Here is a 22,080-nt window from a genome sequence, read left to right on the forward strand (position 1 = left end):
CACGCCTCGCTCCTACGGGGTTTACGCTGTACCTGTAGGAGCGAGGCTTGCCCGCGAAGGCGACCTCAAAGCCAATAAAAATCCCCCGCAACCATCGATTGCGGGGGATTTTTTTATGCCCGAAAATCCCTAGCGCTGATGCACCTGATTCCCCGCCGCATACGTCTGCAACACCGTCCGGTCATCCCCCAGCGTCATCAACACAAACAACGTCTCGGCAATGTTGTTCGCCTGCTTCAAGCGGTAGCTCAGCAACGGCGTGGCGTTGTAATCCAGCACCAGGAAGTCCGCGTCGGTGCCCGGTTGCAGTGTGCCGATCTTGTCCTCAAGCCGCAGTGCCCGTGCGCCGCCCAGCGTCGCCAGGTACAACGATTTGAACGGGCTCAGTCGCGCCCCTTGCAACTGCATGACCTTGTACGCCTCGTTCAATGTTTGCAGCAGCGAGAAACTGGTGCCGCCGCCCACATCAGTGCCGATGCCGACATTGAGTTTGTGCTTCTCGGCCATCGGCAGGTTGAACAGGCCGCTGCCGAGGAAGAAGTTCGAAGTCGGGCAGAACGAGATGGCCGAGCCGGTTTCTGCCAATCGCGCGCATTCGTCATCGCACAGGTGCACACCGTGGGCGAAGACCGAGCGCTCGCCGAGCAACTGGTAGTGATCGTAGACGTCCAGGTAGCCTTTGCGCTCCGGGAACAGCTCCTTGACCCACTCGATTTCCTTGAGGTTTTCGCTGATGTGGGTCTGCATGTACAGGTCCGGATATTCACTCAGCAACTGACCGGCGAGGGTCAGTTGTTCCGGGGTGCTGGTCGGGGCGAAACGCGGCGTCACGGCGTAGTGCAAGCGACCCTTGCCGTGCCAGCGCTCGATCAACGCCTTGCTTTCGACATAGCTGGATTCGGCGGTGTCGGTCAGGTAGTCCGGCGCGTTGCGGTCCATCATCACCTTGCCGGCGATCATCCGCAGGTCCAGCTGTTCAGCCGCTTCGAAGAACGAGTTCACCGATTGCGGGTGCACGCTGCCGAATACCAGCGCAGTAGTGGTGCCGTTGCGCAGCAGTTCCTTGATGAAAATGTCTGCGACTTCGTCGGCGTGAGTCTTGTCGGCGAACTGGCTTTCACACGGGAAGGTGTAGGTGTTGAGCCAGTCCAGCAACTGCTCGCCGTAGGCACCGACCATGCCGGTTTGCGGCAAATGGATGTGGGTGTCGATGAAACCGGGGGTGATCAGCGCGTCCTGATAATGAGTGATCTCGATATCGGCGGGCAGGGTTGGCAGCAATTCGCTGGCGTGACCGAGGGCGCTGATCTGGCCGTTATCGACCACCAGCAAACCGTCTTCGAAATACTCGTACGAGGCTTCGATACCCACTTCGGCGGGGTCGGCGATGCTGTGCAGGATGGCGGCGCGGTAGGCTTTGCGAGTCAGAGGCATGGGCGTTCTCAATTAGAGGCTTGGCTGCGGCGTGAAGCAGGCAGCAATTTGGCAATCGACGATCCGGCGCTGGCGGTGTGCTGGCCGAAATTCGCGTTATAGGTGGCGATGATTTCGCCGGCGATGGAGATGGCGATTTCCACAGGCAATTTGCCTTTGACTTCGCCGATGCCCATCGGGCAGCGCATGCGTTGCAGCACGCTGCTGTCAAAACCACGGTCGCGCAGGCGGTGTTCGAACTTCACCCGTTTGGTTTTCGAACCGATCAGGCCGAAGTAGGCGAAGTCGTTGCGCTTGAGGATCGCAGCGGTGAGTTCAAGGTCGAGCTGATGATTGTGGGTCATGACGATGCAGTAGCTGCCGGCGGGCAGGTCGTCGATTTCATCCACCGGCTCTTCGGCGACGATTTTGCGTACGCCGTGGGGGATCTGTTCAGGGAATTCATCTTCCCGCGAGTCGATCCAGCGCACCCGGCAGGGCAGGCTGGCGAGCAGCGGCACCAGTGCGCGACCGACATGGCCGGCGCCGAACACGGCGATCTGCGCCTGGACCTGGCCCATCGGTTCGAACAGCAGCACGGTCACTCCGCCGCAGCACTGGCCGAGGCTGGCGCCGAGGCTGAAGCGCTCCAGGTGCGTGTCCTGTTTGCCACTGGCGAGCATCTCGCGGCCGATCTGCATGGCCTTGTATTCCAGATGCCCGCCACCGATGGTGTCGAAGGTCTGGCTGGCGCTGATGACCATTTTCGAACCGGCATTGCGCGGCGTCGAGCCGAGCTCTTCGATGATGGTCACCAACACGCAGGGTTCACCGCGGTTTTGCAGGTCGGCGAGGGCGTCGATCCAGTTGTACATGTTTCACCTCGACATCTGTGTTGTCTGTTCCGGCCTCTTCGCGGGCAAGCCTCGCTCCTACAGGTTTTGTGTCGTCCGCATAATCGCGATTCAACATCTGACCCGTAGGAGCGAGGCTTGCCCGCGAAGGGCGCGTCTCGGTTTCTAGAGCGAAGCCAACTCGGTTTCGGTTTCAACGGCCTTCGCCGCCTTCAACTGCCGCATCTGCTCACAGCCCCACAACACCCGCTCCGGCGTCGCCGGCGCATCGATTTTCGGTTGATGTTTGTAATCACCCAGACTCGCCACGGCATCCTTGATCGCACACCACGACGCGATGCCGAGCATGAACGGCGGCTCACCCACAGCCTTGGAGTGGAACACCGTGTCTTCCGGGTTCTTGCGGTTTTCCACCAGCTTCACCCGCAGGTCCAGCGGCATGTCCGCCACCGCCGGGATCTTGTAGCTCGCCGGGCCGTTGGTCATCAGTTTGCCCTTGGCATTCCAGACCAGTTCTTCCATGGTCAGCCAGCCCATGCCCTGGATGAAACCGCCCTCGACCTGGCCGATGTCGATGGCCGGGTTCAGCGAGGCGCCGACGTCGTGGAGAATGTCGGTGCGCAGCATTTTGTACTCGCCGGTCAGCGTATCGACGATCACTTCGCAGCACGCCGCGCCGAACGCGTAGTAGTAGAACGGCCGACCACGTGCCTGGCTGCGGTCGTAGAAGATTTTCGGGGTCTTGTAGAAGCCGGTGCTCGACAGCGAGACCTGAGCGAAATACGCCTGCTGGATCAGCGCTTCGAACGTCAGGATGTGATCGCGAACCCGTACGTGACCGTTGTGGAATTCCACGTCTTCTTCGCTGACCTTGTACTGGCGCGCAGCAAATTCAACCAGGCGTTTCTTGATGATTTCCGCCGCGTTTTGCGCAGCTTTGCCGTTCAAGTCAGCACCGCTGGAGGCGGCGGTCGGCGAGGTGTTCGGCACCTTGTCGGTGTTGGTCGCGGTGATCTGTACGCGGTCCATTTCCACCTGGAACACTTCGGCCACGACCTGCGCGACTTTGGTGTTCAAGCCCTGGCCCATTTCCGTGCCGCCATGGTTCAGGTGGATGCTGCCGTCGGTGTAGACGTGCACCAGCGCACCGGCCTGGTTGAGGAAACTGGCGGTGAAGGAAATACCGAATTTCACCGGGGTCAGCGCCAGGCCTTTTTTCAGGATCGGGCTGTTGGCGTTGTAGCGGCGAATCGCTTCGCGGCGCTCGGCGTACTGGCTGCTTTCTTCCAGTTCGGCGGTCATTTCCTCGAGCATGTTGTGCTCGACGGTCTGGTAGTAATGGGTGACGTTGCGCTCGGTCTTGCCGTAGTAGTTGGCCTTGCGCACCGCCAGCGGGTCGAGGGCCAGATGCCGGGCAATCGCGTCCATGACTTCTTCGATGGCGACCATGCCTTGCGGGCCGCCGAAGCCGCGGTAAGCGGTGTTCGACGCGGTGTTGGTCTTGCAGCGATGACCGTTGATGGTCGCATCGCCGAGGTAGTACGAGTTGTCGGCGTGGAACATCGCACGGTCGACAATCGAGTTCGACAGGTCCGGCGAGCAGCCGCAGTTACCCGCCAGTTCCAGCTGGATGCCGTGCAGGCGCCCGCTGTCGTCAAAGCCCACGTCGTACTCGACATAGAACGGGTGACGCTTGCCGGTCATCAGCATGTCTTCGACACGCGGCAAGCGCATTTTGGTCGGTTGGCCGGTCAGGTGCGCAATCACCGCGCACAGGCAGGCCGGGCTCGCTGCCTGGGTTTCCTTACCACCAAAACCACCACCCATGCGGCGCATGTCGACGACGATTTTGTTCATCGACACGTCCAGCACTTCCGCCACCAGTTTCTGTACTTCGGTGGGGTTTTGCGTGGAGCAGTAGACGATCATCCCGCCGTCTTCAGTGGGCATCACCGACGAGATCTGCGTTTCGAGGTAGAAGTGCTCCTGGCCGCCAATGTGCAGCGTGCCCTGGATACGATTTTTCGCTGTCGTCAACGCGCCCGCTGAATCACCGCGTTCATGGGTGTGACTGTCCAGCACGAAATGCTTTTTGCGAAAGGCCTCGACCACGTCCAGCACCGGTTCCAGGTCTTCGTATTCGATCACTGCGGCCATGGCGGCTTTGCGTGCGGTCTCCAGGTCGCGGGCGGCCACGGCCATGACGACCTGACCGACGAACTGCACGGTGTCGATGGCCAGCAACGGGTCACCGGGCATCAGCGGGCCGATGTCTTTCAGCCCCGGAACGTCTTCGTGGGTGATGGCGATGCGCACGCCTTCGAAGGCGTAGCAAGGCTTGGTGTCGATGCTGATGATTTTCGCGTGGGCGCGGTCCGACAGCCGTGCGTAAACGTGCAGCTGGTTCGGAAACTCCAGGCGGTCGTCGATGTACTGCGCCTCACCGGACACATGCTTGGCGGCGCTGTCGTGCTTGACGCTGCGGCCGACGCCGGTGGTCAGGTCCTTGGCGAACAGTTCAGCCAATTCGGCTTGGGTCTTCTCTACAGCGTGATGATTAGACATAAGCGGTCACCCGAGTCTCGATGTGCGGCGTTTGCAGTTCAATGAAGTATTTGCACAGCAGGTTTTGCGCGCTGAGCAGGCGGTATTCCTTGCTGGCGCGGAAGTCCGAGAGCGGCGTGAAATCTTCGGCCAGTGCGGCGCAGGCGCGTTCGACGGTGGCGTTGTTGAACGGTGAACCGAGTAACACGGCTTCGCAGTTGGCGGCGCGTTTCGGGATGGCAGCCATGCCACCGAAGGCAACGCGTGCATCGGCGATCACACCGTTTTCCAGGCGGATGTTGAAGGCGGCGCAAACGGCGGAAATGTCATCGTCCAGACGCTTGGAAACCTTGTACGCACGGAACAGTTGTTCGGCGCTGGCACGCGGCACGATGATCTTCTCGATGAACTCGCTTTCCTGACGCGCCGTGACGCGGTAATCGATGAAGTAATCTTCCAGGGCCAGGGTGCGGCGGGTTTCGCCCTTGCACAGCACAATCTGCGCGCCCAAGGCGATCAGCAGTGGTGGCGAGTCACCGATCGGCGAGGCGTTGCCAATGTTGCCGCCGAGGGTGCCCTGGTTGCGGATCTGCAACGAAGCGAAGCGATGCAGCAATTCGCCGAAGTCCGGGTACTCGGCGTTCAAGGCTTCATAGCAATCGGAGAGGGCGGTGGCGGCGCCGATTTCCAGGCGATCGTCAAAGCGTTCGATACGCTTCATCTCGGCGACGTTGCCGACGTAAATCATCACCGGCAGCGTGCGGTGGAACTGCGTGACTTCCAGCGCCAGGTCCGTACCGCCGGCCAGTAGCCGGGCCTGTGGATAAGCGTCGTAGAGGTCGGCCAGATCGGCGACGGTCAGCGGCACCAGGCAGCGCTTGTCGCCGCTGTTGAGTTCGCCGATATCGGTCGGCGCGATGGCTTTCAGGCGCGCAATGGTCTCGGCTTCGCGAGCGTCGAATTGATCGGGTTGCTTGCCGCAGCAGGATTGCTCGGCGGCTTGCAGAATCGGCCGATAGCCGGTGCAACGGCAGAGGTTGCCGGCCAGTGCTTCGTGCGCTTTATGCGAGTCCGGTTGTTCGCTGTTCTTTTGCAGTGCGAAAAGCGACATCACGAAACCGGGGGTGCAGAAGCCGCATTGCGAGCCGTGGCATTCGACCATGGCTTTCTGCACGCTGTGCAGTTCGCCTTGGTGCTTGAGGTCTTCGACGCTGATCAGTTGTTTGCCATGCAGCGACGAAACGAACGTCAGGCACGAGTTGAGGCTGCGATAGCGAATGTGCTCGCGGCCATCGTCATCCGATTGCAACTCGCCGACCACCACGGTACACGCGCCGCAGTCACCGCTGGCGCAGCCTTCTTTGGTGCCGGGTTTGCCCACATGGTCGCGCAGATAATTGAGCACGGTCAGGTTTGGGTCCAGGGCGTGCTCGCTACGGAGTTCCTGGTTAAGTAAAAACTGGATCACGGAAGGCCTCGCAGACTCATTATTGTTGTTAACCGACTTGGACCGAATTTATCAGGTCTGACTTTGCGGTCAATGATTTTCTGACTTAAAGGTCAGGAAATAGCATTTTGTCGATCAACGACTCGTTCCTTCATTATTGACCCTTGCGGGTTAGCCTGCTTTTTGCGGGATTCGTGCCAAAAACCGCCGAGTGGGCACTCCGCCATGACCCCTCATGTGCGCTACACTGCGCCGCTTGTACAGATCGAAGAATTTGAAGGACACCCATGACGTTCAAGGCGCCGGACAGCCTCGCCGAGCAAATTGCTCACCACCTCGCCGAACGCATCATTCGTGGCGAAATGAAGCCCGGGGAGCGCATCCAGGAACAGAAGGTCACGCTGGCCCTCAATGTCAGCCGCGGCTCGGTCCGCGAAGCCTTGCTGATCCTCGAGCGTCGCCACCTGATCGCGATCCTGCCGCGACGCGGCGCGCATGTGACCGAACTCACCGTGCACAAGGTGCAGAGCCTGTGCGCGCTGATGGGCGAGATGTACATCCTGCTCGCCAATGCCGTGGCCACTGGCTGGCAAGTCCAGGCCGACCTGGCGCCGTTCGTGCAGATTCAGCAACGCCTGACCGCGAGCTACGAGCGCCAGGACATCCACGCCTTCGTCGACGACAGTTTCAATGTGATGCGCGCCACGTACGGGTTTGCCAACAACCCGTACTTGCAGGAAACCGTCGAGAATCTGCAACCGGCCATGAGCCGTGCGTACTTCCTCGCTCTGGAACAGCGCAAGGCCTCGATGAGCGAGTATCTGGAGCTGTTCGAACGCTTGCTCGCGGCCGTGATCGCCCGTGACCATGCGCTGATTCGCACCGTGCTGACCGCGTATTGCCAGCGCAGTTGCGATCTGGTGATTTCTGCCCTGACGGACGCTTAAGCGTGCGGCTCAAGTGCATCAAGCTGGCGGGGTTCAAATCCTTCGTCGATCCGACCACGGTGAACTTCCCCAGTAACATGGCGGCGGTGGTCGGGCCCAATGGCTGCGGCAAATCGAACATCATCGACGCCGTGCGGTGGGTGATGGGCGAGAGCTCAGCCAAGAACTTGCGCGGCGAGTCGATGACCGACGTCATCTTCAACGGTTCGACCAGCCGTAAACCGGTGAGCCAGGCCAGCATCGAGCTGGTGTTCGACAACACCGACGGCACGCTGCTCGGCGAATACGCCGCCTATGCGGAAATTTCCATTCGCCGCAAAGTGACCCGCGACAGCCAGACCACCTATTACCTCAACGGCACCAAATGCCGTCGCCGCGATATCACCGACATCTTCCTCGGTACCGGCCTGGGCCCGCGCAGCTACTCGATCATCGAGCAGGGGATGATCTCCAAGCTGATCGAGTCCAAGCCCGAAGACTTGCGCAACTTCATTGAAGAAGCGGCGGGCATCTCCAAGTACAAGGAGCGCCGGCGCGAGACCGAAAACCGTATTCGTCGCACCCACGAAAACCTGGAGCGCCTGACGGACCTGCGCGAAGAGCTGACGCGTCAGCTTGAACGCCTGCATCGCCAGGCGGAAGCGGCCAAGAAGTATCAGGAATACAAGGGCGAGGAGCGTCAACTCAAGGCGCAATTGTCAGCCCTGCGCTGGCAGGCCTTGAACGAACAGGTCGGCCAGCGCGAAGCGATCATTGGCACCCAGGAAGTCACGTTCGAAGCGCTGGTGGCCGAGCAACGCAACGCCGACGCGAGCATCGAACGCTTTCGCGACGGGCATCATGACCTGTCGGAGCGCTTCAATCTGGTGCAGGGGCGTTTCTATTCGGTCGGTGGCGACATCGCCCGGGTCGAGCAGAGCATCCAGCACGGGCAGCAGCGCTTGCGTCAGCTGCAGGATGATCTGAAAGAAGCCGAGCGCGCACGCCTGGAAACCGAATCTCACCTGGGTCACGACCGCACGTTGCTGCTGACCCTCGGCGAAGAGCTGGACATGCTCACGCCGGAGCAGGAAGTCACCAGTGCCGCCGCCGAAGAAGCCGCCGCCGCGCTGGAAGAATCCGAAACCACCATGCACGGCTGGCAGGAGCAGTGGGACACGTTCAACCTGACCGCCGCCGAACCGCGTCGCCAGTCCGAAGTCCAGCAATCACGCATCCAGCAGCTGGAAACCAGCATGGAGCGATTGGCTGATCGTCAGAAGCGCCTCGGCGAAGAACGCGCCTTGCTTTCGGCGGACCCGGAAGACGCGGCGATCATGGAGCTCAGCGAGCAGTTGGCCGCTTCCGAGGCCACGCTTGAGGACTTGCAGGCCAGCGAAGAAGCGCAGGTCGAGCGACTCGAGCAACTGCGTCAGGAATTGCAGCAAGCGTTGTCGGCGCAGCAACAGGCGCAGGGCGATTTGCAGCGTCTCAACGGGCGTCTCGCCTCGCTTGAAGCCTTGCAGCAAGCCGCGCTCGATCCGGGCACCGGCACCGCTGAATGGTTGCGCGAACAACACCTGGCGGACCGTCCACGCCTGGCCGAAGGCCTCAAGGTTGAAGCCGGTTGGGAGCTGGCGGTGGAAACCGTGCTCGGCGCCGATCTGCAAGCGGTGCTGGTGGACGATTTCGGCGGTTTCGACCTGGCCGGCTTTGCCCAGGGTGATTTGCGATTGCTCAGCCCCGCCAGCGATGGCGTGCGCGTGCCAGGCAGTCTGCTCGACAAGGTTGAGGCGCAGATCGATCTGTCGCCGTGGCTGGGGCAGGTCAAGCCGGTTGAAAACCTCGAACAGGCCTTGGCAATGCGCAGTCAGTTGAGCGCCGGTCAGAGCCTGATCAGCCGTGATGGTTACTGGGTCGGCCGGCACTTTTTACGGGTGCGCCGCGCCAGCGAGGCGGAAAGTGGCGTGCTGGCTCGCGGTCAGGAAATCCAGCGTCTGAGCAGCGAACGCGAAGAGCGCGAGGCCACGGTCGAAACCCTCGAAACCCAACTTCAGAATCTGCGGGCGCAGCAGCGTCAGCAGGAAAACGGTCGCGAACATTTGCGCCGTTTGCTGCAGGACGAAGCGCGTCAGCAAGGTGAATTGAAAGCCCAGTTGTCCGCCGGCAAAGCCAAGGTCGAGCAACTGACCTTGCGCCGTACGCGGCTCGATGAAGAGCTCACCGAACTGGCCGAACAGCGCGCGCTGGAACACGAAAACATCGGCGAAGCACGTCTGCAATTGCAGGAAGCTCTCGACGCCATGGCGTTGGACACCGAGCAGCGTGAGCTGCTGCTGGCCCAGCGCGACAGCCTGCGCGAGCGCCTTGACCGCGTGCGTCAGGAAGCCCGGCAGCACAAGGATCACGCGCATCAATTGGCGGTGCGCCTGGGTTCGCTCAAGGCGCAACACGACTCGACGCGTCAGGCGCTGGAACGGCTGGAAATGCAGTCCGAGCGCCTCACCGAAAAACGCGAACAGCTCAGTCTCAATCTGGAGGAGGGCGAGGCGCCGTTGGAAGAGCTGCGCCTGAAGCTCGAAGAGTTGCTCGACAAACGCATGACCGTCGACGAAGAACTCAAGACCGCACAGATTGCCCTCGAAGACGCCGACCGCGAATTGCGTGACGCCGAAAAACGCCGCCATCAGGCCGAGCAGCAATCGCAGTTGATTCGTGGCCAGATGGAAACCCAGCGCATGGAATGGCAAGCCCTGACCGTGCGCCGCAAGACCCTGGAAGATCAGTTGCTGGAAGACGGTTACGACCTGCACGGCGTACTCGTCACGTTGACAGCCGAGGCCAACGAGAAGGACGCCGAAGAGGAACTCGAACGCATTGCCGCACGCATTCAGCGCCTCGGCGCGATCAACCTCGCGGCCATCGACGAATATCAGCAACAATCCGAGCGTAAACGTTATCTGGATGCGCAGAACGACGATTTGGTCGAGGCGCTGGACACCCTCGAGAACGTGATTCGCAAGATCGACAAGGAAACCCGCAACCGCTTCAAGGATACCTTTGATCAGATCAATGGCGGTTTACAGGCGCTTTTCCCAAAAGTTTTCGGTGGAGGGCGCGCGTATTTGGAACTGACGGGCGAAGATCTACTCGATACAGGGGTGACGATCATGGCGCAGCCGCCCGGAAAGAAGAACAGCACCATCCATTTGCTCTCCGGTGGCGAAAAAGCCCTGACCGCATTGGCCCTGGTTTTTGCGATCTTCAAGTTGAACCCGGCGCCGTTCTGCATGCTCGATGAAGTTGACGCGCCGCTGGATGACGCTAACGTTGGACGCTACGCCCGGCTGGTGAAAGAGATGTCGCAGACGGTGCAGTTCATCTATATCACCCACAACAAGATCGCCATGGAAATGGCCGATCAATTGATGGGGGTGACGATGCACGAACCGGGTTGCTCGCGTCTGGTGGCAGTGGATGTCGAGGAGGCGATGGCGATGGTGGATGCCTGAGTCGGCGTCTGTAGGTTGAGTATTTTTTGTCCGTAGGACTTATTTACCTTCCTTGACTTGCTGGCCAATCGACATATTCGCGCAAGCCATTGTGACAGACGGTGTAAAGTTGCCTTTGGTCGTGCTAGTTTAATGTCAATTTTTCGTATACGTGGGCAAAACGCCTGTCAGAACATAGAGTTGGCGCCACGTTTTAAAGCGGTTTACGAGTTGTAAACCCCTTATTTTTCAGCATTTTTTATAGAGGCACGGGATTACATGGAAATCGGTCTGCGCGAGTGGCTGATCGTCATCGGCATTATTGTCATTGCCGGTATTCTTTTCGATGGCTGGCGCCGTATGCGCGGCGGCAAGGGAAAATTGAAGTTCCGTCTTGATCGAAGTCTGTCCAATTTGCCGGACGAGGACACCAGCGCCGAGCTGTTGGGCCCGCCGCGCGTTCTGGATACCCACAAAGAACCGCAACTGGACGAGCACGATCTGCCGTCGGTGAGCATGCCTGCCCGTGAGCCCCGTGAGTCGGGTTCCAAGCGCGGCAAGCGTGGCCATGGCGAGCCGTCGCAAGGCGACATGAACCTCAGCCTGGACCTGGACGGCGGCCCGAGCTTCAGCAGTCGTGACGACGATTTCCCGGTTGATGCCAAGTCTTCGCCTTCGGTCAGCGACAAAGAACAACCGCAAGCCGAAGAGGTGCTGGTGATCAGCGTGATCTGCCGCGACGCCGCTGGCTTCAAAGGCCCGGCGCTGTTGCAGAACATTCTGGAAAGCGGCTTGCGCTTCGGCGAGATGGACATTTTCCACCGCCACGAAAGCATGGCTGGCAACGGCGAAGTCCTGTTCTCGATGGCCAATGCGGTCAAGCCGGGCGTTTTCGACCTGGACGACATCGACCACTTCAGCACACCGGCCGTGAGCTTCTTCCTTGGCCTGCCAGGCCCGCGTCATCCGAAGCAGGCCTTCGACGTGATGGTGGCTGCGGCGCGCAAACTGTCCCAGGAGCTTAACGGCGAACTGAAAGACGACCAGCGCAGCGTACTGACCGCGCAGACGATCGAGCATTACCGTCAGCGCATCGTCGAATTCGAACGCCGCGCCCTGACCCAGAAGCGCTGATATTGGCAATGTGCGGGCGTTCATGACGCGACTCCCGCACCTTGTAGGAGCCAGGCTTGCCGGCGAAGGCGATTTCAAATACGCCTTCGCCGGCAAGTCGGATCGCCGCATCGCTGGCTCCTACAATAAATCAGCGCCGTATTTACAGATTGAGCAGCCTCGGCTGCTCTTTTGCTTTATGAGAGAACACCCATGACCGCCGCCAAAACCCGCATTCTAGAGCTGCGCGCTGAGCTGGATCAGCACAACTATCGCTACCACGTGATGGACGAGCCGAGCATTCCGGACGCCGAGTACGACCGGTTGTTCCATGAGCTCAAGGCCCTCGAAGCAGCCAACCCTGACCTCATCACCAGTGACTCGCCAACCCAGCGCGTCGGCAGCGCGGCGCTGTCGGCGTTCACCCAGGTGCGTCACGAAGTGCCGATGCTCAGCCTCGGCAACGCCTTCGAAGAAACCGACATGCGCGAGTTCGATCGTCGGGTGACTGAAGGCCTCGACCTGCCAGCCGGCGACTTGTTTGGCGGCGGGGCGGCGGTGGAGTACAGCTGCGAACCGAAGCTCGATGGCCTGGCGGTCAGCCTGCTTTATCAGGACGGTGTGTTGGTGCGCGGCGCAACGCGCGGTGATGGCACCACCGGTGAAGACATCAGTGTCAACGTACGCACCGTGCGTAATATTCCGCTCAAGCTGCAAGGCACCGGCTGGCCGGCGACCCTGGAAGTGCGCGGCGAAGTGTTCATGTCCAAGGCCGGTTTCGAACGGCTCAACGCCACGCAACTGGAAGTCGGCGGCAAGACCTTCGCCAACCCGCGCAACGCGGCGGCGGGCAGCTTGCGGCAGCTGGATTCGAAGATCACTGCCAACCGTCCGCTGGAATTCTGCTGCTACGGCATCGGCCAGGTTTCGGCGGAGATTGCCGACACCCACATCGGCAATCTGAAGCAGCTTCAGGCATGGGGCATGCCGATCAGTCGCGAGCTGAAACTGGCACACGGCATCGATGAATGCCTGGATTACTACCGCGACATCGGTGAGCGCCGCAACAGCCTGGCCTATGAAATCGACGGCGTGGTGTTCAAGGTCAACAGCATCGCCTCCCAGCGTGAATTGGGCTTCCGCGCCCGCGAACCGCGCTGGGCGATTGCCCATAAATTCCCGGCGATGGAAGAACTCACCGAATTGCTCGACGTGGAATTCCAGGTCGGGCGAACCGGTGCCGTAACGCCCGTGGCGCGCTTGAAACCGGTCAAGGTGGCGGGCGTCACCGTGGCCAATGCGACGCTGCACAACATGGACGAAGTGGCGCGTCTGGGGCTGATGATCGGCGACACTGTGATCATCCGCCGCGCGGGCGACGTGATTCCGCAGGTGGTGCAAGTGGTCATGGAGCGCCGCCCGGAAAACGCACGGCCAGTGCAGATTCCTGAACAGTGCCCGGTGTGTGGTTCGCATGTCGAACGCACACAATTGGTTAAACGCAGCAAGGGGCGCGAGACCATCAGCGAGGGCGCGGTGTATCGCTGTGTCGGTCGCCTGGCCTGCGGTGCGCAACTCAAGCAGGCGATCATTCACTTCGTTTCCCGTCGAGCGATGGACATCGAAGGTTTGGGCGAGAAGAGCGTCGAGCAGTTGGTGGACGAAGGCCTGGTGAGTTCGCCGGCCGATCTGTACGCCCTGACGTTCGAGCAAATCGTCGATCTCGAAGGCTTTGCCGAGCTGTCGAGCAAGAACCTGCTCAGCGCCATCGAAGACAGCAAAAAGCCGGGCCTGGCGCGCTTCATCTACGCCCTCGGCATTCCCGATGTCGGCGAAGAGACCGCCAAGGTGCTGGCACGCTCCCTCGGCTCGCTGGAGCGGGTTCAGCAGGCGTTGCCGCAAGTGCTCACGTACTTGCCGGATGTCGGCCTGGAAGTGGCTCACGAGATTCACAGCTTCTTCGAAGATGCGCATAACCAGCAGGTGATCGCCGATCTGCTCAAGCATGGCCTGCAGATTCAGGATCAGGGCGAGTTGGGCGCCGAGTTTGCGGCGAGCACCACGCTGGGCGGTTTCCTCGACAAGCTGCACATTCCTTCGGTCGGGCCGGGCGGGGCGCAGAAGCTGGCGGAAAAATTCGGTTCGCTGGAGGGCGTGTTCGGCGCTGACTGGCTGGACATGCGCCAGGCCTTGCCAGAGAAACAGGCCAATTCGGTTCGCGAGTTCTTTGCCGTCGCCGAAAATCGTCAGACCGCTGAAGCCGCTGAAAAGCAGCTGCGCGATTTCGGCATGCATTGGCAAAGCGAGAAGAAGGTCGTCGAAGGCTTGCCGCTGGCAGGGCAGACCTGGGTGCTGACCGGTTCGCTGGAATTGATGAGCCGCGATGTTGCCAAGGACAAACTGGAAAACCTCGGCGCCAAAGTGGCCGGTTCGGTGTCGGCCAAGACCCATTGCGTGGTGGCCGGGCCGGGTGCCGGTTCGAAGTTGGCCAAGGCCAATGAGCTGGGGTTGAAGGTGCTGGATGAAGAGGCGTTTGTCGGGTTTTTGAGCAAGCACGGTATTTCTGTGTGATGCCCTTCGCGAGCAAGCCCGCTCCCACAGTTGGTCGCGCTCTTCCTGTGAGAATGCGGTCAACTGTGGGAGCGGGCTTGCTCGCGAAGGCGATATTCGCCATCACGCAAAATCCGGGAACGATCGACAACCAATCATGATCTAGTCTTGGCAAGCCCAGGGAGAGATCGCCATGCACCGCTTCTTCGAACAGCTCAGCTCACGCATCGCCGCGCCTTTCATTGGCGAAAGCTCGCGCAACAGCAAGGTCTGGCATTGTCGCTGCGGGCAGTCGCTGTTCTTTCGCAACAGCCAGTGCCTGGCCTGTTCGGCGGCCTTGGGCTATCAGCCTGAACAGAGTCGCTTATCGTCGTTACAGCCCGCTTCGCAGGTCGACACCTGGATTCTCGATGCCGAATCCGGCGCGGGTATCTTCCGGCGCTGCGCCAATCTCGACACCCCGGCCGCCTGCAACTGGCTATTGCCGGCCAACGATCACGAAACCTTGTGCATCGCCTGTAGCCTGAATCACACCATTCCTGATTTATCGCTTCCCGAGAATCATGAACGCTGGCGCAAGGTCGAAATCGCCAAGCGTCGGCTGGTTGCGCAACTGGTCAGCCTGGGTTTGCAGGTCATCCCCAAAACCGTGGACGAAGAGAGCGGGCTGGCCTTCGATTTCATCGGCGTCGACCTCGAAGGCAAGCCACCGACCACGGGCCATGCCAACGGTCTGATCACCCTCGATATCAAAGAAGCCGACGACGCGCACCGCGAGCAGGTGCGGGTGCAGATGCACGAACCGTATCGCACGTTGCTCGGGCACTTCCGTCATGAGGTCGGGCATTATTATTGGGACCGGCTGATCGCCAGCAGCCAGTGGCTGGAACCGTTTCGCGACGTGTTCGGCGACGAGCGCGCAAGTTACGCCGAGGCGCTCGACCGGCATTACCAGCAAGGCGCGCCGCTCGACTGGCAGCAACATTTCGTCAGCGCCTACGCCACCATGCATCCCTGGGAAGACTGGGCCGAAACCTGGGCGCATTACCTGCACATGATGGACGCGGTGGACACCGCCCTCGGCTTCGGCATGAGTGCGCGGGAAATGGATTTCGATTACCGGCCATTCCCGTCCAGCACCCTCTATGATCCGCAGCATCCCGGCGGCGCGGCGTTCCTGTCATTCGTCAATGCGTGGATCGAACTCGCCGGAATGCTCAACGAACTGTCGCGCAGCATGGGCCAGCCGGATTTCTACCCGTTCGTATTGCCGCCGGCGGTGATTGCCAAGTTGCACTTCATTCATCTGGTGATCCAGCAGGAGGGCGGCAGGGCGGATGAAGTGGTACAGGGCCTGTAGGCGCCTGCGCTCTTTTCAGGACTGCGCATGTCCTTGAAGCCGCTCATATTTTTTAATCCGCCCGAACGGTTGTAACTTCGCCTCAGATAGGTACAATGGCGCGGCTCGCCGTCAGGTGAGCGTCGTTATGGTGACCCCATCGGTCCCCCCGCAACGATTACCCGTGAACCTGGTCAGATCCGGAAGGAAGCAGCCACAGCGGGAACATTGTGTGCCGGGGTGTGGCTGGTGGGGTTGCCTCCATAACGCACCGCGAGCCTTCTCTCGCGTTCTTCATCAAAAAATACCGTCTTTTTGCTCTGCCATGGATTTCGTCCAGGGCGGATTTTTCGTCGTTTCCGTTTTGAAAACAGGCGCAAAAAAGGAGGCCGACCTGTCGAATCACGACAAGTCGGCCTCCTTTTTCATTTCTGCCACTAAGGCTTGGACATGGCCTGGTCAACCGCTGCAATCAGCTTTCCCAGATCCTTCGGGGTGGCTTTGTGGATGACTCCGAACAGGTACGCCCGCTGTTCATCCTCATCGCCCAAATCTGCGAAGAAGGCTTTCAGTTTCACCCCCAGCACGCCGGCAAGCAGGAACAGGGCTTCCACGCTGGGGGTGTAGGTGCCGGTTTCAAAACGGCTGATGGTTTTCGGGTCAAAACCGGTTTTTTCGCCGAGTTCAGCCTGAGTAAGCCCCGCGACCTTGCGGTAACGCCGAATGGCTGAACCCAAACTTGAAATTTGCATCGCTCAATTCCCATTTAGAATCAAGAACTTAACGATAGATTTTTGCATTAGACAACTGCATGATCCATCACCTTGCTTTGCAAAATGTGATGCATTTCGTAGAATTGCCTCCTCCAAAGGGTATTTGGTGACCTGTTTGCGTAAGTTTGGCTGATGCGAAAGAGCCAGTACGGTGCTCCCTTGAACAATATGTGGAGTGCTGAAGCCGCCCTGAAGCCTTGCAAAATGTTATCGAATTCGTTGTTGCTGCCCTTTGTCCGGGTCTTTGAGCCTAGTTGATCTTCGGCGGCCAAAGGGCCATCAATCGCTGTTCCTGGAGTGATCACGTGGCTCTGCGCAGTACGAATCAAAACATCTCTTCCGGGCATTTTGCGCTGGTCGAGCGGTACCACCGCTAGCGACAGTGAGCCTGACTCATGGATGAGAAATACCGCAGGGCCGTGGACGCCGCCGCGATCTTTTCCGAGACCGATCTGACCGGCCGGATTACCTACGTCAACGATCAGTTCTGCGCCGTCTCCGGTTACAGCCGCGACGAACTGCTCGGGCAGAACCATCGCCTGCTCAATTCCGGCCTGCACTCCGCTGATTTCTTCGCCGGCATGTGGCGCACCATTGCGCTGGGCAATGTCTGGAAGGGCGAGATCTGCAATCGCGCCAAGAATGGCAGTCTGTATTGGGTCGAAAGTACGTTGGTGCCGCTGCTGGATGACGCCACCGGGCGGATTCATCGTTACCTGGCGATCCGTTTCGACATCAGCGAAAAACGCCAACTGCTGCATTCCCTGCAATGGCGGGTCGGCCATGACGTGCTGACCGGGCTGCCCAATCGCGCGTTTCTCTCGGACCTGCTGGATCAGGCGCTGGCGTTCTCGCGTGAGGAAAACATCCCGCTGGCGGTATGCATGCTCGACCTCGACGGCTTCAAGGCAGTCAACGACGGCTACGGGCATGCCAGTGGCGATCTGTTGCTGGTGGAGGTGGCCAAGCGTTTGCGCGACATTGTTCGCGGCGAGGATGTGGTGGCGCGGCTGGCCGGTGACGAGTTCGTGCTGGTGTTGCGTTATGTGCGTGATGTGCCGGAGTTGCGCGCGGCGCTGAACCGTGTGCTGGGTGCGATTTCGGCGCCGTACCAGTTGCGGGGCAAGACCCTGAATGTATTTGCCAGCATCGGCGTCACCCTGTTCCCCGATGACAATCAAGATGCCGAAACCTTGCTGCGTCACGCCGATCAGGCGATGTACGTGGCCAAGCAGAGCGGGCGCAATCGCTTTCATTTATTCGACGTGTTTCGGGATCGAGAGGTCAAGGCCACTCACCAGACCGTCGAACGGGTTCGGCAGGCGTTGGCCGCCGGCGAGCTGCGTGTGCATTTCCAGCCGAAAGTGAACATGCGTCTTGGTGTCGTCGTCGGCTTCGAGGCGCTCTTGCGCTGGGAGCATCCGCAAAATGGCATGGTGCCGGCCCGAGAGTTTTTGCCGATGGTGGAGGAGACGGACCTGATCATCGATATCGGTGAATGGGTGATGGATCAGGTGTTGATGCAGTTGGACCGTTGGCAGCAAGCGGGGCAGGGCTGGCCGATCAGCGTCAACATCGCCGCCCGGCATTTCCAGCGAGCGGATTTCGTCGACCGGCTCAGGCAGGTGCTCGCCCGCCATGCCAGGGTCGCGCCGCAGATGCTCGATCTGGAAATCGTCGAGTCGGTGGCGATAGAAAACATCCAGCATGTCAGCGCCTGTCTGCAGGCCTGTCAGGCGCTCGGCGTGCAGTTTTCACTGGGCGACTTTGGCACCGGTTATTCGTCCTTGAACTACCTCAAGCGCTTGCGCACCCAGACCATCAAGATCGACAGGTCGTTTATCCGCGACATTCTGCATGATCGCGACGACTTGGCCCTCACCACCGCAGTGATTGGCCTGGCCCGCGCGTTTGGCCGACAAGTGATCGCCGAAGGGCTGGAAAGTATCGAGCACGGCGAGCTGTTGATGCAGTTGGGGTGCGACGTTGCCCAAGGTTATTTCATCGCCCGGCCGATGCCGGCGGTTGATGTGCCGGGCTGGGTCGAAGGTTTTGTTGCTCCGGCGCAATGGCGAGCGCTCGATCAAACAGTCTGAGACTCGCTCTCGCAGGTTCAGGGTTTGCCGACATAAAGCCGGATAATGTCATCGATCTCCCCGGACATTTTCATCCTCAGCAACGTGCGCAGAATGCGTTGCACGGGCACTTTCGGGTCATTACGCACGTAACAACCGACACTCTGCACTTGCAGCACCGCCACGCCTTGCAGTTGCTGCTCAGGCAGCAGACGCTGATTGAACCAGTCCAGTGTCCATTGATTGCTCACGGCGTAGCGATAGCGTCCGGCCATGAGTTTTTCCAGGACCTGTTCCTGATTGCGCGCGTCCTCGCGAAGCAGGCGCCCGGCGTCGAACAGCGGTTGCAGGGTGGGGTAACTGTAGCCGAGCACCGTGCCGATGGATTGTTGTGGCAAATTCGCCGGATCGATTGAGGTCTGCAACTCGTGCCGGCTGATCAGCACGTCCGGCTGGGTCCAGAGCGGAATGCTCCAGATGTAGTCTCCGGACTGATTTGGCGACCACGTTTGCGCGGCGTAGCAGCGGACATCGATCTCGCCGTGCTCCATGGCATTTTGCACCCGGGCCCGTGGCAGTACGTGAAACTCGGCCGGAACGCCAACCTGGGTCGCGAGGCTGACCATCACGTCATGCAGGATGCCCTGGGTCGGCTGGCCTTGATAAAGCTGCACCATCGGCATCGCCCAACTGTCGGGCACCACGAAGCGCAGCGGCGCGTTGGCAGCCATGACGTTCAGACTCATCAACAGCAGTGCCCCCAAGGCCAGCCGCATAAACGCTCCGCTATCGATGAAAACCGAGCCGATAAAAATCACCGCAAGTGCAGCTTAGCCAGATTAGACGAGCGCGCCGGATGCAATTTTGGCCTTGCTCCGCTAGCATTAGCCGCTTCTGCTTCCCAGTGGCGATGGTTTTCGATGAGTTATCAGGTTCTTGCACGTAAATGGCGTCCGCGCTCGTTCCGCGAAATGGTCGGCCAGACCCATGTGCTCAAGGCTCTGATCAATGCCTTGGACAGCCAGCGGCTGCACCACGCTTACCTCTTTACGGGCACGCGCGGGGTCGGCAAGACCACCATCGCGCGGATCATCGCCAAATGCCTGAACTGTGAAACGGGTATCACTTCGACGCCGTGTGGCGAGTGTTCGGTGTGCCGCGAGATCGATGAAGGCCGTTTCGTCGACCTGATCGAGATCGACGCCGCGAGCCGGACCAAGGTCGAGGACACCCGCGAGCTGCTCGACAACGTGCAGTACGCCCCGAGCCGCGGGCGCTTCAAGGTCTACCTGATCGACGAAGTGCACATGCTCTCCAGCCATTCCTTTAATGCGCTGTTGAAAACCCTCGAAGAGCCGCCGCCCTACGTCAAGTTCATCCTGGCGACCACCGACCCGCAGAAACTTCCTGCAACGATTCTGTCGCGGTGCCTGCAGTTCTCGCTGAAGAACATGACCCCTGAACGCGTGGTCGAGCATTTGACCCACGTGCTGGGCGTCGAAAACGTACCGTTCGAAGACGACGCGCTGTGGCTGTTGGGCCGCGCCGCCGATGGTTCGATGCGCGATGCCATGAGCCTGACCGATCAGGCGATTGCCTTCGGTGAAGGTCGGGTCATGGCCGCCGATGTGCGGGCGATGCTCGGCACGCTCGATCACGGTCAGGTCTATGACGTTCTGCACTCGCTGATCGAAGGCGACGCCAAGGCGTTGCTCGAGGCTGTCCGCCATCTGGCGGAGCAAGGTCCGGACTGGAACGGCGTGCTCTCGGAAATTCTCAACGTGCTGCACCGTGTCGCCATCGCCCAGGCCTTGCCTGAAGGCGTCGACAACGGTCACGGCGACCGTGATCGGGTGCTGGCGCTGGCCCAGGCCTTGCCCGCCGAAGACGTGCAGTTTTATTACCAGATGGGCCTGATCGGCCGCCGCGATTTACCGCTGGCACCGGACCCGCGCGGCGGCTTCGAAATGGTCTTGCTGCGGATGCTCGCGTTCCGCCCGGCGGACACCGCGGATGCGCCGAGGCAACCGCTAAAGCCAGTGGGGATCAGCCAGGCCACAGTTGATTCCGCAAACTCAGTGGCTGCCGCGCCGGTTGTTGCGCCGGTAGTCGCTGCGGCAGTTGCACCGGTTGTTGCCGCGCCGGTCGCTCCGGTGGTTGCTCCCGAGCCTGAGCCGGTTGCAGCCGTTGTCGTGCCGGAACCGGTCATCGTGCCGGAGCCCGTTGTTGCGCCGGTAGCGGTCGAAGCCGTCGTCGATCTGCCGTGGAATGATCCGGTAGAACCCGAAGTCGTCCAGCAGCCGGCCGTCGAGCCGGTGCTGGAAACCGCCGCTGAACAACCCGAATTGCCCCCGATGCCGTTGCCGACGCCTGACAGCGTTGTGCCGGACGCGCCGGAATGGGCCGCTGCGCCGATCCCGGAACCTTCCGTGGCCGACGTCGACGCCGCGACACGGGGCATCGACTCCGACGACGAGCCGCCGCTGGACGAGGACTACATCGAACCGGACATGGATTCGGCGTACAGCTACCTCGACGAGCTGGCGAGTGAACACGCCGCCGAACCCGCGCCGGAACCTGAACCTGAGCCGGCCGCGATGCCCGCCACCGGTCTGGCCCTGCAATGGCTGGAACTGTTCCCGAAACTGCCGATTTCCGGCATGACCGGCAGCATCGCCGCCAACTGCACGCTGATCTCCGTGGAAGGTGACCACTGGCTGATGCACCTGGACCCGGCCCATAGCGCCTTGTTTAACGCGACCCAGCAACGTCGTCTCAACGATGCGCTGAACCAGTTTCACGGGCGTACGCTGACCCTGAGCATGGAGCTGATCAAGCCCGAGCAGGAGACCCCGGCCCAGGCTGCATCCCGGCGCCGTGCCAACCGTCAGCGCGAGGCGGAAGAGTCGATCCACGGTGATCCGTTCATCCAGCAAATGATGCAGCAGTTCGGTGCGGTGGTCCGTAACGATACTATTGAACCTGTCGAAGCCCTGGTCAGTCAGGGCTAATAACTGAAGGCGTTCGGCCGAAAGGGCCGGGCGCTGTTTTTATCCAAGTACTTTGAGGTGATTCCCATGATGAAAGGTGGCATGGCCGGCCTGATGAAGCAGGCGCAGCAGATGCAGGAAAAAATGGCCAAGATGCAGGAAGAGCTGGCCAACGCCGAAGTCACCGGCAAGGCGGGTGGCGATATGGTCACCGTGGTGATGACCGGTCGTCACGACGTCAAGCGCGTGACCATCGATCCAAGCTTGGTCGAAGGCCTGAGTGAAGACGACAAAGAGATGCTGGAGGCCGTATTCGCCGCCGCCGTCAACGACGCCGTGCGCAAGATCGAAGCCAACAGCCAGGACAAAATGTCCGGCATGACCGCTGGCATGCAACTGCCACCGGGGATGAAGCTGCCGTTCTGATTCGCCAAAGCGCGTCGGATGAGCTACAAAAAAATGCCAGGCATTGCGCCTGGCATTTTTGTTTCTGCCTGTTGGTCATGCGGCGCCTGATACGCTGCCTTCGCGGGCAAGCCACGCACCTAAAATTGCTATTCAAAAA

Annotated in this window: 14 protein-coding genes and 1 other RNA gene; 9 read left to right on the top strand and 6 right to left on the bottom strand. The window is 60.4% G+C overall.

The window, feature by feature from the left end; translation table 11 throughout:
• Positions 1-129: 129 nt before the first annotated feature.
• The 4 genes from guaD to xdhA all read right to left on the bottom strand — a co-directional run bounded on the left by guaD (position 130) and on the right by xdhA (position 6,279).
• Positions 130-1,434, bottom strand: a complete 1,305-nt coding sequence (gene guaD / locus ACM6IO_RS23720; RefSeq protein ID WP_008027372.1) for a guanine deaminase — start codon at positions 1,432-1,434, stop codon at positions 130-132.
• Positions 1,435-1,442: 8 nt separating this feature from the next.
• Entirely contained in the window at positions 1,443-2,288 is an 846-nt protein-coding gene (gene xdhC, locus ACM6IO_RS23725; RefSeq protein ID WP_008027370.1) for a xanthine dehydrogenase accessory protein XdhC, read from the bottom strand.
• 144 nt (positions 2,289-2,432) lie between these two features.
• Positions 2,433-4,832, bottom strand: a complete 2,400-nt coding sequence (gene xdhB, locus ACM6IO_RS23730) for a xanthine dehydrogenase molybdopterin binding subunit (protein WP_008037762.1) — start codon at positions 4,830-4,832, stop codon at positions 2,433-2,435.
• On the bottom strand, positions 4,825-6,279 hold the full coding sequence (gene xdhA, locus ACM6IO_RS23735; RefSeq protein ID WP_414912335.1) for a xanthine dehydrogenase small subunit: 1,455 nt from the start codon (positions 6,277-6,279) through the stop codon (positions 4,825-4,827). Before xdhA ends, xdhB begins: the two co-directional genes overlap by 8 nt.
• A gap of 266 nt (positions 6,280-6,545) precedes the next feature.
• On the opposite strand from xdhA, the gene ACM6IO_RS23740 reads away from it, so the two are divergent.
• From ACM6IO_RS23740 to ffs, 6 genes are all read left to right on the top strand, one after another.
• On the top strand, positions 6,546-7,205 hold the full coding sequence (locus ACM6IO_RS23740; RefSeq protein WP_223480434.1) for a GntR family transcriptional regulator: 660 nt from the start codon (positions 6,546-6,548) through the stop codon (positions 7,203-7,205).
• A 2-nt stretch (positions 7,206-7,207) separates the two neighbouring features.
• Positions 7,208-10,696, top strand: a complete 3,489-nt coding sequence (gene smc, locus ACM6IO_RS23745; RefSeq protein ID WP_414912336.1) for a chromosome segregation protein SMC — start codon at positions 7,208-7,210, stop codon at positions 10,694-10,696.
• Between the two features lie 258 nt (positions 10,697-10,954).
• Positions 10,955-11,809: a cell division protein ZipA gene (zipA, locus tag ACM6IO_RS23750; RefSeq protein WP_008027358.1), complete on the top strand. Its 855-nt coding sequence runs from the start codon at positions 10,955-10,957 to the stop codon at positions 11,807-11,809.
• 192 nt (positions 11,810-12,001) lie between these two features.
• Complete coding sequence (gene ligA, locus ACM6IO_RS23755; RefSeq protein ID WP_414912337.1) at positions 12,002-14,359, top strand: NAD-dependent DNA ligase LigA; 2,358 nt, start codon at positions 12,002-12,004, stop codon at positions 14,357-14,359.
• Positions 14,360-14,531: 172 nt separating this feature from the next.
• Positions 14,532-15,698, top strand: a complete 1,167-nt coding sequence (locus ACM6IO_RS23760) for a putative zinc-binding metallopeptidase (RefSeq protein ID WP_414912338.1) — start codon at positions 14,532-14,534, stop codon at positions 15,696-15,698.
• Positions 15,699-15,835: 137 nt separating this feature from the next.
• Positions 15,836-15,932, top strand: an RNA gene (gene ffs, locus ACM6IO_RS23765) — signal recognition particle sRNA small type.
• Between the two features lie 182 nt (positions 15,933-16,114).
• Here ffs and ACM6IO_RS23770 read toward each other — a convergent pair.
• Positions 16,115-16,429: a helix-turn-helix domain-containing protein gene (locus ACM6IO_RS23770; RefSeq protein WP_008028568.1), complete on the bottom strand. Its 315-nt coding sequence runs from the start codon at positions 16,427-16,429 to the stop codon at positions 16,115-16,117.
• Between the two features lie 416 nt (positions 16,430-16,845).
• Between ACM6IO_RS23770 and ACM6IO_RS23775 the strand changes: the two genes are divergently transcribed.
• Positions 16,846-18,546, top strand: a complete 1,701-nt coding sequence (locus ACM6IO_RS23775; RefSeq protein WP_414912339.1) for a putative bifunctional diguanylate cyclase/phosphodiesterase — start codon at positions 16,846-16,848, stop codon at positions 18,544-18,546.
• Between the two features lie 17 nt (positions 18,547-18,563).
• Here the strand turns inward: ACM6IO_RS23775 and ACM6IO_RS23780 are convergent, their stop codons facing one another.
• On the bottom strand, positions 18,564-19,301 hold the full coding sequence (locus ACM6IO_RS23780) for a substrate-binding periplasmic protein (protein ID WP_008028565.1): 738 nt from the start codon (positions 19,299-19,301) through the stop codon (positions 18,564-18,566).
• 144 nt (positions 19,302-19,445) lie between these two features.
• On the opposite strand from ACM6IO_RS23780, the gene dnaX reads away from it, so the two are divergent.
• On the top strand, positions 19,446-21,536 hold the full coding sequence (gene dnaX / locus ACM6IO_RS23785) for a DNA polymerase III subunit gamma/tau (RefSeq protein ID WP_414912340.1): 2,091 nt from the start codon (positions 19,446-19,448) through the stop codon (positions 21,534-21,536).
• 66 nt (positions 21,537-21,602) lie between these two features.
• Entirely contained in the window at positions 21,603-21,941 is a 339-nt protein-coding gene (locus ACM6IO_RS23790; protein ID WP_008028561.1) for a YbaB/EbfC family nucleoid-associated protein, read from the top strand.
• Positions 21,942-22,080 lie beyond the last annotated feature (139 nt).

The organism is Pseudomonas sp. IT-P44 (assembly GCF_949768225.1).
Taxonomy (GTDB): domain Bacteria; phylum Pseudomonadota; class Gammaproteobacteria; order Pseudomonadales; family Pseudomonadaceae; genus Aquipseudomonas; species Aquipseudomonas migulae.